The organism is Pantoea sp. WEP, from assembly GCF_041678305.1.
Taxonomy (GTDB): Bacteria; Pseudomonadota; Gammaproteobacteria; order Enterobacterales; family Enterobacteriaceae; genus Pantoea; species Pantoea dispersa.
On sequence record NZ_JBGNXB010000001.1, the window covers coordinates 1,756,092 to 1,769,265 of the forward strand.

Below are 13,174 nucleotides of genomic sequence, written 5' to 3' on the forward strand. Positions count from 1 at the left end.
GAACGATAAATAAATTCGATTGAAAGGATAAATGAAAAGCGTATCGTTAGCCGGGTTAATCGGAGGTGATAAAGATGTTGCGTGATTATTTGAAGATTGATGAAAGCGATCGTTTAGTTGAGCAGAGTTTGTTACGCCTGCATAACCGGGGACAGGAAGATGTCACCGAATGGCACATTGTCGGTGCCAACGGTGAGCACAAGGGCAGCGTGGCGCTGTTCGATAAACTGAGTAACCGCCGCTCTTACCGCGTCAGTTACCGTATAACGCAAACCGATCCCGAGGGAAGGGTGGTCGTTGATCATCTCACCGACACGTTGTGATTTTTGCCGTAGTCTTTTGTTGGATTTGACCCGCCGCGTGGCGGGTTTTTTGCTGCTTCAGCGGCTGCCGCGCCGCCGCATTTCCACCAGCGTGCCAATCAGTTCCAGCGTATTTTTTTGACTCTGCTGCACGGGAAAATCTTCGTTCAGCGGCCGTAACGAGAAAATTTGCTCGTCGTGCATCCGAATAATTCGCACCATCGCGACGTTATCTACCCGCGCCAGCACCACATCGCCCGGCTGGGGCACGCGTTGCGGATCAAAGATCAACCGGTCGCCGGCGCGATACGCCGGGTTCATGGCGTCATCTTCCAGCGTAACCGCCAGCGCACTGTCGCTCAGCGCTTCGTCACTGTAAAGAAAGCGGACGGCCTGCTGCTGCCACTGCAGTCGCTGCTCATCCAGCCAGTCCGCGGCCTGCACCAGCGTGACCAGCGGCACGGCAGTGAGAGCGGGGGAAGCGTGCGTACTGGCAAACGGCTGGCCGTCGCCATCAATAATCCACGCCGCGCTACACTGCAGCAACTCCGCCAGCCGCAGCAGATGCTCACCACGCGGCACCGTCTCTTCTTTCTCCCACTGCGAAACCGCAACGTGCGACACGCCAATGCCATTGGCCAGCGCCTGCTGCGTTAATTTCAGTGCCTTACGGCGCTGGCGAATGCGCTCACCACCAGATTCTTTTTTCATCATCTTGACAACTCCTCCAGGCTTGACTTAAGTATACTTAAAATCATTATTTAAAGTAAACTTAAATATGCCGCTGGCCGTGATACTGGCGAGGGAGGTCAGCGGGGTGTCCGGCTAACCCTCGCCAGGTGAGAGAGGTAGGGCATGGAGAGTAGTTTGGTCACCAGCGTAGGCGCACTGCTGCTTGGCGGTGGCGCGGCAGCGGTGTTCTGGAAACCCCTGATGGCGGGGATCGCGTCAATCGTCACCAGCAATCGCGCGGGCGGCGAGATCATCACCAGCTACAAAGAGCAGGTGCTGCTTCTCAAGGAGAGCCATGCGCTGATGCGCCAGGAAAACGATGAACTGCGTATCCGTCACGACAAAAACCTGCGGCGTATCTCATCGCTGGAGACCGATCTGCGTTTGATCAAGAACGCACTCGGTATCCTGCTGGCGACCACCGAAGCCGAGCACAGCGATAAGTTTCGCAGCCAGATTAATCAATTGATCACCACTCTGGAGGAGAACCGCGATGGTGCAGATAAACAGTGAACTGCTGGTGCGAAGCCACCGCCGTCATTTGATGCTGGGTGGCCTGCTGATGCTGTTATCGCTGCTGTGTGTGGCGATGACCATTCTGTTTCTTTACGTCAATAACGACGCCAACCGGCGCGTGGAGGAGATTCGCCAGCAATACCGGGCGATCTCCGATCGACGCGAAGCAAAGGTCGCCGAACTGACCAGCCAGCTGGTTGAGCTGCAGAAAAAGCTGGATGCCCAGCTGCCGCGCAGCACCAGCCACACCTCAACGCCCTCCACGCCGCCGGCCGGGCAGCAAACCGCGCCACAGCCGCGGCGCTAAGGAGGACCTGATGCGTATTACCGAGCGGATCGCAGTCCGTTTGCAGCAACTGCGGTCTTTATTTAGCAATAAGGAGAAAATTATGAGCGATCAAACTGTCATCAATCCAACCAGCGCTGCGGCGCAACAGGCATTGTCACCGCTGGAGAGTTTTGCCAACGAAACGGCCAGCACGTCTGCTGTGCCGGCTGCCGCTGACAGCGCAGCTGATAGCGTTGCCCAGCCAGAAACGCCGCCGGCAGCCGCAACGCCAGCTGCGCAACCGGCAGCGCCCGCCAGCGCTGAGCAACCGTTTCATGCGGATGCTCCGGTCGATCTCGATCAGCAGCTGGCAACGCAGGATACGCTGGCGAACGGCTCGGCCAGCGCAGGCGCCTCGGCGGCCGCCACACCTGGCGTGCGCAACGCGCAGACCGCCGCACCGGTTGTTGCCCCTGACGCGCCGGTGGCTGCGACCGCCGCCAGCGATGCGGTGGCGCAGGATATCAGCGCCGGGGTGAAGGACTTTGTCCAGGCCTTCAGCTTTGTTGAACAGGGCGTGCTGAAGCTGGGCAGCGCCGCAAAGGATGAACTGATTGCGCTGGCGAAGAAGTATCTGTAATTCAGGCGGGCATAACAAAGGGACAGGGATGTCCCTTTTCCCTGCGACTACATACTTCGGATAATTCTGCAGGCGGCTTCGCTATTATCTGCTAACTTTAATTGCTCAGGCGTTATTTTAACTGGCTTTATCAGCAAAAAGGAAAATAGCATGAGTGATACAGAGGCAATCAAAACCAAAACTGACTACCTGCGTGATGTCACCTCACAGCTAAAAGAGATGCGTCACTATGCGCAGACCAACACTGAGACGCTTTCCAGCCACTGGCTGGCCTTTGATGCCGGGGAGTATAAGGATAAAGAGTACGCCACGCGTTTTGATGCGCTGATCAACAAGCAGGGACAGCTGCTGGATGATATCGATCAGGCGATTCAGGATCTGGAAATCGCCATCAATCACAGCGAGCAGGAAAGCTAAACGCGGCTGCTGGTGGCCTAATCGGCCACCAGCCACATCTCGGCTTCATCGAACATCTCTTCAACAATACGCGCAATCGTCGCCTTGTCGTTTTTACTCATATCGGTTTCGATGGCGTTTCGCTCCATCGGCTTAACCCGCACCTCCAGATCCGGAAAGACGCGCTGCACGCGTTTCTCCAGCTCCTGCAAAATCATTTCCCGCGCGCCCGGTAATCCGGCTACGTTGCGCTTGTCGTAAATCAGCTCCACAAACATCAGGGCATTCCAGTAATCAAAGTGGGAGCGTCATATTACTGTAAATAAAACCAGTGACAAGCGGCAGGGCGGCAATTATTTTCATACGGGTGAAACAGCGCGGCGTAAAGATGCAACGACAGGGGAGTAAAGCGGGCAAAAGCAGAGGGCGCACGCAAAAAATCGAACCTCTGGAGGTGGAAATCCAGCAACACCTCCAGAGGCGGTGCAATAGCACCTTTCGTTCAAGGACAATCGACGACAGTCGTCGTGAGTATTAAGTTATACAACTTTTCCCATCTTGTACAACTTTTTCCCCGGAAATTTCTCTCCGATCGCCTTTTTATCAGTACATCGCTTATAACTCGTTCTTAATACAGAACTCTTCCCACGTCATACCCAGTGCTTCCGCGTGAGATTTCAGATAGATTTCAATCGCTTGTGCAGCAACCGCTTTATCCGGTTCCGCCAGCTGGATGGAGAACAGCATGCCGTCGAGCTTCTTCTGCCGCAGAAACGCGGCATAGATGCGCTCGGCGTGCCACGCGCGCAGTTCACGCAGGGACATATTGGCGGCGCGCGCATCACTCTCACTCAGTTCATCCAGCGCGGACTGAAAATCAGGGTGGGCGGTGAAAAACAGGCTGCGGGCCAGGGCGTAATACTCTTCAGGGGTTTTCATTCGGGGGTTCCTGCCGGTCAAATTGCGCGTTAGTGTAACCCGCACACGGCGACTTGTCAGGAACCCCGAATGTTTACTGCTGTGCGGCTTGCAGGCGCGTCACGTCCTGCTGATTTTTTTCCAGCGTTTGGTCCACCGTCAGCTTGCCCTGCAGCAGTGCTGCCAGATTCTGCCCGACGGCGTTACCCATCTGATCAAAGCCAGCAATACTGACGTACTGCACACCGGTGTAAGGTACGGTATTCAATGTCGGTTGATCGACGGTGGCGGATTCAATCGCGCTGCGCACCTGAGCGGCGTAAGGCGCCAGGCGCTGATAGTTTGGCTGCTGGTAGGTGGAGTTGCGGCTGCCGGGTGGCACCGCTCCCCAGCCGACGGTATCCGCAACCTGCTGAATATACTGCCGCGAGGTCGCCCAGCTGATGAAGTCCACGGCGGCGGCGCGCTGCGGTGAGTTAGCCGGTACCGCCAGCGCCCACGACCACAGCCAGTGCGAGCCGTTGCGCGTAATGCCGCCCGGCGCCGGCGCAAATGCCAGCTTGTCCGCTACCAGCGAAATCTGCGGGTTAATCAGCAGGCCGGCGGCGACGGTACTGTCGATCCACATCGCGCATTTTCCCTGTGCGGTAAGACGCAGGATCTGGCCAAAGCTATTGCTGGCCGTATCCGGCGGACCGTCCTGTTTCACCATCGCCAGATAATCGGTCAATACCTCACGCCACTCTGGCGAATTCAGCGTTGGCTGCCAGCGATCGTCAAACCACTGCGCACCATAGGCGTTGGCCATGGTGGTGAGCAGGGCAACGTTATCGCCCCAGCCGGGCTGGCCGCGCAGGCACAGGCCATAGATACCGTGCTGAGGATCGGTGAGTTTCGCCGCGAAATTTTTGATGTCGGTCCAGTCGGGATCGTCCGGCATGGTCAGCCCTTTCGCCGCAAACAGATCTTTGCGGTAATAGGTCATGCTGCTTTCCCCGTAAAACGGTAGCGCGTACAGCGTTTGCTGCCAGGACAGTGCTTTGCGCACCGGCGTCAGCAGATCGTCGCTGTCATACTCTGGTGGCAGGTTGTTGAGCGGCGCCAGCCAGCCTTTTTTACCCCACAGCGGCGCTTCATAGGTACCCACGGTAATCACATCAAATTTTGCGTCACCGCTGTTCATGGCTGCCAGCACCGCCTGGCGCAGGGCGCCATCATCCATCACGTGCCATTGTAGTTTCACATCCGGATGCTGCTGTTCGTAACGGCTCGACAGCTGCTGCATGATAGTCATGTCACCATTGGCAATGGTGGCGATATTGAGCGTGGTGGCGGCCTGGCTGAGCAGCGGCAGCGCGGCCAGCAGCGCGATTATGGTACGCTTCATGGCGGCTCCTTATGGCTGCTGCAGGCGGAAGAACGCCATTTTTTCCACCAGCAAACCGGCATGCTGGCTCACCGTCTGGCTGGCCGCGCTGGCCTGCTGCACCAGCGATGCATTCTGCTGGGTGGCGCCGTCCATCTGGATTACTGCGGTGTTCACCTGCTCAATGCCGCTGGATTGCTGGCGGCTGGCCACGGCGATCTCGCCAACGATATCCACCATGCGCGCCACGCCGTGATTGATGTCGTTGAGCATCTCGCCAGAGCGCTGCACCAGCGCGCTGCCGGCTTCGACTTTACCTACGCTGGCATCGATCAGCGCCTTGATCTCCTGTGCGGCACCGGCCGAACGCTGCGCCAGCTGTCGCACCTCTGACGCCACCACCGCGAAGCCGCGTCCCTGTTCCCCGGCGCGCGCCGCTTCTACCGCCGCATTCAGTGCCAGCAGGTTGGTCTGGAAGGCGATTTCATCAATCACGCGGTTGATATCCGCGATGCGCTTGCTGGAGGATTCAATCTCCTCCATCGCACTCACCGCGTCGCGCAGAACACCGCTGCCGCGCTCGGCCTGATGGCGCACATCGCTTGCCAGCTCGTTGGCCTGCGCGGCGTTGTCCGCGTTGTGTTTCACCGTGGCGGTCATCTGCTCCATACTGGCCGCAGTCTGCTCAAGCGAACTGGCCTGCGCATGGGTGCGCTCCGACAGATCGTCGTTGCCATCCGCCATCTGGCGTGCCGCATCGCTCAGTGCATGGGCACTTTCGCCCACCTCGCGCACGATCTCGGCCAGCCGCACATCCATGCGCAGCAGCGCCTGCATCAGTTCACCCATCTCATCGCGCGTTACCGTACCGATACGGTGATTGAGCTCGCCGCCGGCAATGGCATCCGCCAGTTCGCGCGCCTGGGCGATGGAACGGTTAATCGAGCGGATCAGCAGCCAGCCGGAGACCAGCGCCAGACTCAGACCCAACAGCAGGATGGCGATCAGGCTATTGCGTGCCAGCAGGTAGTCGCGGTTGCCCTGTTGCCAGGCCGTCTGCGCATGCTGCCGCATCAGCGTATCCAGCTGGTCAATGTCCTGTTGCAGCAACTGGCTACCGCTGCGCAGGCGGGTTTCGATGACCACCAGTGCGGCGGACGGGTTACCGCCTTTCAGCAGCTCACCGGCTTCATGCAGCGCACCCTGCCAGCCGTCGAGATGGGTCAGGAAGCGCTGGCTCAGCGGTTTGGTCTGCGCATCAAACGCCAGCTGCTGCCAGGTATGGCGATCGGCGTTGATTTGCTGACCGTACTGCGCAATGCGCGCCAGGCGTTTTTCCACTTCACTGCTGTCGGTCCAGTAGCGCAGCGCATCGAACAGGGTAGCGGATTGCTCCTGCACCATGCGGTACAGGCGTGAAGAGTATTGCAGCGGGAGCAGCTCGTTCTGATAGGCATTTTGCGCGCGCTGATCGGCAGCGCGCAGGCCGATAATTCCCCAGACGGCAGCAATAATCAGTAACAGGCACAGCAGGCTGACAATCGCAGCCAGACGTGCGCGAAGGGTCAATCGCATAACAGCGTTCTCCGAAACCAGGGTGAGTAAGTCGTCAATATTGTTATGGGTGCAGGTGCTTTAGACTTCACATCAGGTTATCGGCGAAGAGTTGAACAGCTTGAGGGCGCCGGAGAAAGAGAAGGGGGATTCCACCGCAGATACCTTGCGTCACGCCGGGAAAACATTATAACGTAGCCGCCATTGATGCGAGTGTAGGGACCGAAGATGAAAAAGTGGATGGTACTGGCCGCGCTGGCGCTGAGCGGCTGTGCGCAAATCAACAGTTATGACGAAGCGGTAAAAACCCCGGCACCGCTGGAGCTGCAGGGTAACTGGCAGACGATGGGACCGCAGAGCAAGCTGATCAGCAGCGAGGCTATGGCCAGCCTAATCGTCAGCGCTGATGGCGCTACCCTTGACTGCCGCCAGTGGCAGCGGGTGATTGCCAAACCGGGCAAGCTGACGCGCCTGGATGATGACTGGGTTAACGTTAACCGTCAGGCGCGCGTGATGCCGCTCTCGCTGGAGAACGGTGAGCTGCACTACGATGGCCTGACGCTGCGTAAAGTGGATCGCCCAACCGTCGAGTGTCAGCAGGCGCTGGACGAAGTGGCAAAGCGTCCTGGCGACGCGGTGATTCAGGATATTGAGCCGCAGATTCTCAGGCCGGTCACGGCAGAGAAATAATCCGATTGCGCGGGTAAGGCCACAGTGCCGTTACCCGCGCAATCGGTGGATTAAAGGTTCCCCGGGTAGAGTACCTTGTCAGAGAAGCGGCCATAGGCTGAGGTGACTTTTTGTTGTTGCGACGTTGTTTGCACCAGCGATCGCAGTTCATCCATGCGCTCAGCCAGTAACGTCTTCATCAAGACTTCATTATTCAGTATCTGTTTAATCAGTGCGCGAATTTGCACACGCAGGGCCGCAGGGAGTGCACCCGGATCCTGATTACGTGCCATGCTCTCGACGTTGCGGACATAAGTACTTTCATTCGCCACCAGATCATCCCACAGTCCTTCCCGCGCCTGATTCAGCATAGTGTTACTTAACTTCAGTAACTGCTGATATCCCTGCAACACATCGCCAGGTGCCATCATCAGTAAGATTCCTGTACGTGATGAGGACCAATTTGCTTCCATGCATCGGCGATATTGGTGAGTAACCCTTCAACCTCGACAATAGCCTCTGCATCATTACGCAGGTTAGCTTCAAGCAAACGTCGTGTCATGTAGTCATACAGGTTGTCGAGGTTTGCGGAGAGTTCACCGCCCACCTCATGATTTAATCCTGCGCGTAAGCCGTTGGTAATAATATTGATGGCTTTGGAAAGTGCCTGGCCTTTACCGGGAATGTCGCCCTGTTCCATCAAAATAGTGGCTTTTTTCATGGCGCTCAGTGCGCCATCAAATAGCAAAACTACCAGCTGGTGTGGGCTGGCACTTAACACGGCACTCTCCAGACCGACCTGTGCGTAGGCCTGCGTTCCCGATTTTGCGTACATTTTTAACTCCTGTTAACTGCTCATCGCCGCAAACTGCTGCGTCAGATAGTTCTGGGTTTGCGTCATGGATGAGACCAGCGTATTCAGATTCGTGAACTGGGTTTTGTAGCGTGCCATGGTGGCGGTAATCTGAGCATTCACCCGGTCGTAATCATCAGACAATTTCTTCAGTGTCTTGTTGATACCGTCTGTGGCGTTTTGCACTGAACCATCAGTGCCCAGGATCTGATCGAGATAGTTACTGGTCTGCGTTGCGAAGCCAGTCGTTTTACCGTCACCTGACAGGAACGTCACGACATCTGCGGATTTTTCATCCAGCGCTTTATTCAGTTTGGTGCTGTCGACGGTCAGCTTGCCGTTAATATCCTGAGTGATACCAATCTGAGAAAGCAGTGAAATACTGCCGCCGCTCTGGGCACTGGTGGACAGCTTGGAGCGCAGGCTGGTCTGAATGTTACGCAGCGTGCCGTCGCCCAGCAGATCGCCATTACTTGTATCCTGGGACGTACTGCCCTGATCTACGGCAGTGTACTTCGTCTGGTTACTAATGGTGGTTTGCAGCGAGTTATACGCATCAACATAGGCCTGCACCGCAGCGATCATCGGCGCATTATCCTTGGTGACGGATAAGGTCTCCGGGCTGCCGGTATTGGTTTTGGTCAGGTTCAGCGTGACGCCTTCCGGCGCATCAGTAATGGTGTTGCTGCTGCGGGTGATGGCGACGCCGTTGATGCTCAGTTTGGCGTCGGCAGCGGTTACCTGCTCTGTCATGCCATTGCTGCTGCCACCTTTAGTAAAACCAATGTACTGCGCCAGGGCGCTGTCATCGGTAGAAACCGTCATCTCGTTGGTGGTGCCGGTATCACGCGAGGTCAGGGCCAGATAATAGGTATTGTCATCAGACTTGATGATACTGGCGGTAACGCTGCCCTGCTGTTTGTTAATCGCATCTTTAATGTCCGTCAGGCTGGTTTGATCTTTGCTCAGCGTGATGGTCATTGGGTCTTTCTGACCAGGTTGCGTAATGGTAATAGTGCGCGAGGCGAGGCTGGAATCGCCTAAATCGCCATCTTTACTGGTCGCGCTTTTCGACAGCAGCGACTGCGCTTTAGCCAATTGGGTAACTTCAACCGAAAAGTTACCGGCTGCCGCGTCATTGGCCAGCGTGGCGGTGAACGCAGTGTTGGTGCTGCTGACTTTGGTTGAGGCAATAGCAGAGGTATCTTTTAAGGCCGCTGCGGCCGTTTGCACTTTTGCCAGTGCAGTTTGTACCACACCCCAGGCCGTTAATTTTGCTTTATAAGACGTTTGCTGCTGCGTAATTGGCGTCAGGTTCGCTTGTTCAGCGGTTTGAAGCTGGTCATACAAATCGCTTAAGCCGAGGCTGTTACCGGCATTGAGGTTGCTTACACTTGCCATGTTGGAATCCTTAGGGTTGACGATCACTGGAGAGAGTATCGGCAGCGTTGTAAGGAATATTAGAGAAGGTGAAAAAAAACAATAAGCCAAATAGGGTCGAAATCGTGGCGTGTTTCTGGCCTTTAAAAAAAAGCTAAGGTTTTTATCCGGGTCGACGATAACCATAACAAGCTAATTGGCCTCGGGCCATAAGCCCGATTGAAACCCACTTTTAGAATACAGGACATCATCATGGCCGTTATTAATACGAATACCCTGTCTCTGGTTACCCAGAACAACCTGAACAAATCTCAGTCTTCCCTGGGCACGGCTATTGAGCGCCTGTCTTCCGGCCTGCGCATCAACAGCGCTAAAGATGATGCTGCAGGTCAGGCGATTGCTAACCGCTTCACCTCTAACATCAACGGCCTGACCGTTGCTGCCCGTAACGCCAACGACGGTATCTCTCTGGCACAGACTGCTGAAGGCGCGCTGTCCGAGATCAACAACAACCTGCAGCGTGTGCGTGACCTGACCGTGCAGGCGCAGAACAGCTCCAACTCGGCTTCAGACATCGACTCCATCCAGGCTGAAGTTAACCAGCGTATGGAAGAGATCAACCGCGTTACCAAGCAGACCGACTTCAACGGCATCAAAGTGCTGAACACCGGTTCAGGTACGAAAGACTACAGCTTCCAGGTTGGCTCTAAGGATGCTGAAACTATCTCTATCACCATCAGCTCAAGCGACGGCTATAACCTGGCGGCAGCCGGTGTGGCAGGTACGGGCGCGCTGAACACCCGTGCTATGTCTTCGGGTACGGATCTGGTTAACGGAACCGCGCGTACCACCTCAGCGACAGGCTTTGACGTGCTGAAAGGTGCGGTAACAAGCGGCGCGTCAGGTGGCGTGGCAAACGGCACTACACCACTGGCGGATATTGATAAGGCGATTAAATCTGTGGATGCGCAGCGCAGCCTGCTGGGTGCTTCGCAGAACCGCTTCGAGTCAACGATTACTAACCTGAACAACACGGTGAACAACCTGTCGGCAGCCCGCAGCCGTATTCAGGACTCGGATTACGCGACAGAAGTATCGAACATGTCGCGCGCGCAGATTCTGCAGCAGGCGGGCTCTTCTGTGCTGGCGCAGGCCAACCAGGTGCCACAGACCATGCTGTCCCTGCTGCGTTAAGATTTAAATCATCTTATCTTTCAAACGGAGCCCAGGGCTCCGTTTTTCTTATTGTTTTACTCTCATGCGTGATGCGCACCCGCCAATCGACAATTTTTTATCGTCCTCAAAAAAAGACAATAAAGTTTTTTCTTGCCCTGTCGATAATCCCAGTACGGTTAAGAACCGCAGGCCTGAAGGCTGAATTAAACTCTCTTTAATAAGGAATCTTACTATGGCAGTGATCAACACTAACACCTTGTCTCTGGTTACCCAGAACAACCTGTCTAAGTCACAGTCTTCTCTGGGCACGGCTATTGAGCGCCTGTCTTCCGGCCTGCGCATCAACAGCGCTAAAGATGATGCTGCAGGTCAGGCGATTGCTAACCGCTTCACCTCTAACATCAACGGCCTGACCGTTGCTGCCCGTAACGCTAACGACGGTATCTCTCTGGCACAGACCGCTGAAGGCGCGCTGTCCGAGATCAACAACAACCTGCAGCGTGTGCGTGACCTGACCGTTCAGGCGCAGAACAGCTCCAACTCGGCTTCAGACATCGACTCCATCCAGGCTGAAGTTAACCAGCGTATGGAAGAGATCAACCGCGTTACCAAGCAGACCGACTTCAACGGCATCAAAGTGCTGAACACCGGTTCAGGTACGAAAGACTACAGCTTCCAGGTTGGTGCGAAAGATGCTGAAACCATCTCTATCACCATCAGCTCAAGTGATAAATTTAACCTTGCTGCTTCAGGTGTGACAGGCACGGGCGCACTGAATACCAAAGCGATGGGTACTGGTGACACGGTCAACGGTGTTGCACGCAGTACCGAGGCCGTTGGTTTCGATGTGCTGAAAGGTTCAGTTACTGGCGGTGCATCGGGCACGGCTTCAGGTTCTACGCCACTGGCAGATATTGATGCGGCCATTAAATCTGTGGATGCACAGCGCAGTCTGCTGGGTGCTTCACAGAACCGTTTTGAATCGACCATCACCAACCTGAACAACACGGTGAACAACCTGTCAGCTGCGCGCAGCCGTATTCAGGATTCTGACTACGCGACTGAAGTATCGAACATGTCGCGCGCGCAGATTCTGCAGCAGGCGGGCTCTTCTGTGCTGGCGCAGGCCAACCAGGTACCACAGACCATGCTGTCCCTGCTGCGTTAATTCAACGCAAATCATTAATAAAAGCGCTTCTCAGGAGGCGCTTTTTTTATATTTATAACTCACCCTGCTCTGACACTTAAATCTGATAATGAGGAAATCTTTGATACTAAGATCCCTAAAGTTAATTTTGCGTGTGACGATAATTAATAGGCGGCCGGAACGGTTTAATTATCAGGCCAACTTAACTAACGTATAAGGGTATTTCTTATGGCAGTTATCAACACAAATACATTGTCTCTGGTTACCCAGAACAACCTGAACAAATCTCAGTCTTCCCTGGGCACGGCTATTGAGCGCCTGTCTTCCGGCCTGCGCATCAACAGCGCTAAAGATGATGCTGCAGGTCAGGCGATTGCTAACCGCTTCACCTCTAACATCAACGGCCTGACCGTTGCTGCCCGTAACGCCAACGACGGTATCTCACTGGCGCAGACCGCTGAAGGCGCGCTGTCCGAGATCAACAACAACCTGCAGCGTGTACGTGACCTGACCGTACAGGCGCAGAACAGCTCCAACTCGGCTTCAGACATCGACTCCATCCAGGCTGAAGTTAACCAGCGCATGGAAGAGATCAACCGCGTTACCAAGCAGACCGACTTCAACGGCATCAAAGTGCTGAACACCGGTTCAGGTACGAAAGACTACAGCTTCCAGGTTGGCTCTAAGGATGCTGAAACCATCGCAATCACCATCAGTTCAAGCGACGGCTATAACCTGGCGGCAGCCGGCGTGGCAGGTACGGGCGCGCTGAACACTCGTGCTATGTCTTCGGGTACGGATCTGGTTAACGGAACCGCGCGTACCACCTCAGCGACAGGCTTTGACGTGCTGAAAGGTGCGGTAACAAGCGGCGCGTCAGGTGGCGTGGCAAACGGCAGCACCCCACTGGCGGATATTGATAAGGCGATTAAATCTGTGGATGCGCAGCGCAGCCTGCTGGGTGCCTCACAGAACCGCTTTGAGTCCACCATCACCAACCTGAACAATACCGTGAACAACCTGTCAGCTGCGCGCAGCCGTATTCAGGATTCTGACTACGCGACAGAAGTATCGAACATGTCGCGCGCGCAGATCCTGCAGCAGGCGGGCTCTTCTGTGCTGGCGCAGGCCAACCAGGTGCCGCAGACTATGCTGTCCCTGCTGCGTTAAAGACAAAAACGCATTTAATGTGCCACTGCATTGCAGTGGCTTTTTTTTTATGTAAAGGCGGAAATTACCGGGTTTGAGCGGTTTTTA

General features: G+C 55.5%; 17 protein-coding genes. 9 read left to right on the forward strand and 8 right to left on the reverse strand.

Annotated elements, in window-relative coordinates; genetic code table 11:
* Positions 1-74 precede the first annotated feature (74 nt).
* Positions 75-323: a hypothetical protein gene (locus ABVR31_RS08020; RefSeq protein WP_211726884.1), complete on the forward strand. Its 249-nt coding sequence runs from the start codon at positions 75-77 to the stop codon at positions 321-323.
* 57 nt (positions 324-380) lie between these two features.
* On the opposite strand, the gene ABVR31_RS08025 is transcribed toward ABVR31_RS08020, so the two are convergent.
* Positions 381-1,016 carry a S24 family peptidase gene (locus ABVR31_RS08025; RefSeq protein ID WP_222986501.1) on the reverse strand — a complete coding sequence of 212 codons (636 nt, stop codon included), beginning with the start codon at positions 1,014-1,016 and terminating at the stop codon, positions 381-383.
* A 141-nt stretch (positions 1,017-1,157) separates the two neighbouring features.
* Here ABVR31_RS08025 and ABVR31_RS08030 point away from each other — a divergent pair, with 141 nt between their 5' ends.
* The 4 genes from ABVR31_RS08030 to ABVR31_RS08045 all read left to right on the forward strand — a co-directional run bounded on the left by ABVR31_RS08030 (position 1,158) and on the right by ABVR31_RS08045 (position 2,875).
* Complete coding sequence (locus tag ABVR31_RS08030) at positions 1,158-1,547, forward strand: hypothetical protein (RefSeq protein WP_031280179.1); 390 nt, start codon at positions 1,158-1,160, stop codon at positions 1,545-1,547.
* The gene (locus tag ABVR31_RS08035) at positions 1,528-1,857 is read left to right on the forward strand and encodes a hypothetical protein (RefSeq protein WP_372772357.1); all 330 of its coding nucleotides are present in this window, start codon (positions 1,528-1,530) and stop codon (positions 1,855-1,857) included. Before ABVR31_RS08030 ends, ABVR31_RS08035 begins: the two co-directional genes overlap by 20 nt.
* A gap of 82 nt (positions 1,858-1,939) precedes the next feature.
* Positions 1,940-2,458: a hypothetical protein gene (locus tag ABVR31_RS08040; protein ID WP_372772359.1), complete on the forward strand. Its 519-nt coding sequence runs from the start codon at positions 1,940-1,942 to the stop codon at positions 2,456-2,458.
* 150 nt (positions 2,459-2,608) lie between these two features.
* Complete coding sequence (locus ABVR31_RS08045) at positions 2,609-2,875, forward strand: hypothetical protein (protein WP_021509881.1); 267 nt, start codon at positions 2,609-2,611, stop codon at positions 2,873-2,875.
* Positions 2,876-2,892: 17 nt separating this feature from the next.
* Here the strand turns inward: ABVR31_RS08045 and ABVR31_RS08050 are convergent, their stop codons facing one another.
* From ABVR31_RS08050 to ABVR31_RS08065, 4 genes are all read right to left on the reverse strand, one after another.
* A complete protein-coding gene (locus ABVR31_RS08050; protein ID WP_021509882.1) occupies positions 2,893-3,132 on the reverse strand; it encodes a DinI-like family protein in 240 nt (79 codons plus the stop codon).
* 337 nt (positions 3,133-3,469) lie between these two features.
* Entirely contained in the window at positions 3,470-3,793 is a 324-nt protein-coding gene (locus ABVR31_RS08055; RefSeq protein WP_372772361.1) for a DUF6388 family protein, read from the reverse strand.
* Between the two features lie 73 nt (positions 3,794-3,866).
* Positions 3,867-5,159 (reverse strand): sugar ABC transporter substrate-binding protein, encoded by a 1,293-nt coding sequence (locus tag ABVR31_RS08060; RefSeq protein ID WP_058780709.1) that lies wholly within the window; start codon positions 5,157-5,159, stop codon positions 3,867-3,869.
* Between the two features lie 9 nt (positions 5,160-5,168).
* Positions 5,169-6,713, reverse strand: coding sequence for a methyl-accepting chemotaxis protein (locus ABVR31_RS08065; protein ID WP_058757409.1), 1,545 nt, complete (start codon positions 6,711-6,713; stop codon positions 5,169-5,171).
* A gap of 207 nt (positions 6,714-6,920) precedes the next feature.
* On the opposite strand from ABVR31_RS08065, the gene yedD reads away from it, so the two are divergent.
* A complete protein-coding gene (yedD, locus tag ABVR31_RS08070; RefSeq protein WP_104188863.1) occupies positions 6,921-7,382 on the forward strand; it encodes a lipoprotein YedD in 462 nt (153 codons plus the stop codon).
* A 50-nt stretch (positions 7,383-7,432) separates the two neighbouring features.
* Here the strand turns inward: yedD and fliT are convergent, their stop codons facing one another.
* Genes fliT through fliD form a run of 3 tightly spaced genes read right to left on the reverse strand, consistent with a single transcriptional unit; the run spans position 7,433 to position 9,615 of the window.
* Positions 7,433-7,792 carry a flagellar protein FliT gene (gene fliT / locus ABVR31_RS08075; RefSeq protein WP_372772364.1) on the reverse strand — a complete coding sequence of 120 codons (360 nt, stop codon included), beginning with the start codon at positions 7,790-7,792 and terminating at the stop codon, positions 7,433-7,435.
* Positions 7,792-8,196, reverse strand: coding sequence for a flagellar export chaperone FliS (gene fliS, locus ABVR31_RS08080; protein WP_125311393.1), 405 nt, complete (start codon positions 8,194-8,196; stop codon positions 7,792-7,794). Before fliS ends, fliT begins: the two co-directional genes overlap by 1 nt.
* A gap of 12 nt (positions 8,197-8,208) precedes the next feature.
* Positions 8,209-9,615, reverse strand: coding sequence for a flagellar filament capping protein FliD (gene fliD / locus ABVR31_RS08085; protein WP_125311391.1), 1,407 nt, complete (start codon positions 9,613-9,615; stop codon positions 8,209-8,211).
* 231 nt (positions 9,616-9,846) lie between these two features.
* Here fliD and ABVR31_RS08090 point away from each other — a divergent pair, with 231 nt between their 5' ends.
* The 3 genes from ABVR31_RS08090 to ABVR31_RS08100 all read left to right on the forward strand — a co-directional run bounded on the left by ABVR31_RS08090 (position 9,847) and on the right by ABVR31_RS08100 (position 13,087).
* Positions 9,847-10,788, forward strand: a complete 942-nt coding sequence (locus ABVR31_RS08090; protein ID WP_336698394.1) for a flagellin — start codon at positions 9,847-9,849, stop codon at positions 10,786-10,788.
* A gap of 214 nt (positions 10,789-11,002) precedes the next feature.
* On the forward strand, positions 11,003-11,938 hold the full coding sequence (locus ABVR31_RS08095; RefSeq protein ID WP_336698396.1) for a flagellin: 936 nt from the start codon (positions 11,003-11,005) through the stop codon (positions 11,936-11,938).
* Between the two features lie 207 nt (positions 11,939-12,145).
* On the forward strand, positions 12,146-13,087 hold the full coding sequence (locus ABVR31_RS08100; RefSeq protein ID WP_336698397.1) for a flagellin: 942 nt from the start codon (positions 12,146-12,148) through the stop codon (positions 13,085-13,087).
* Positions 13,088-13,174: the final 87 nt, after the last annotated feature.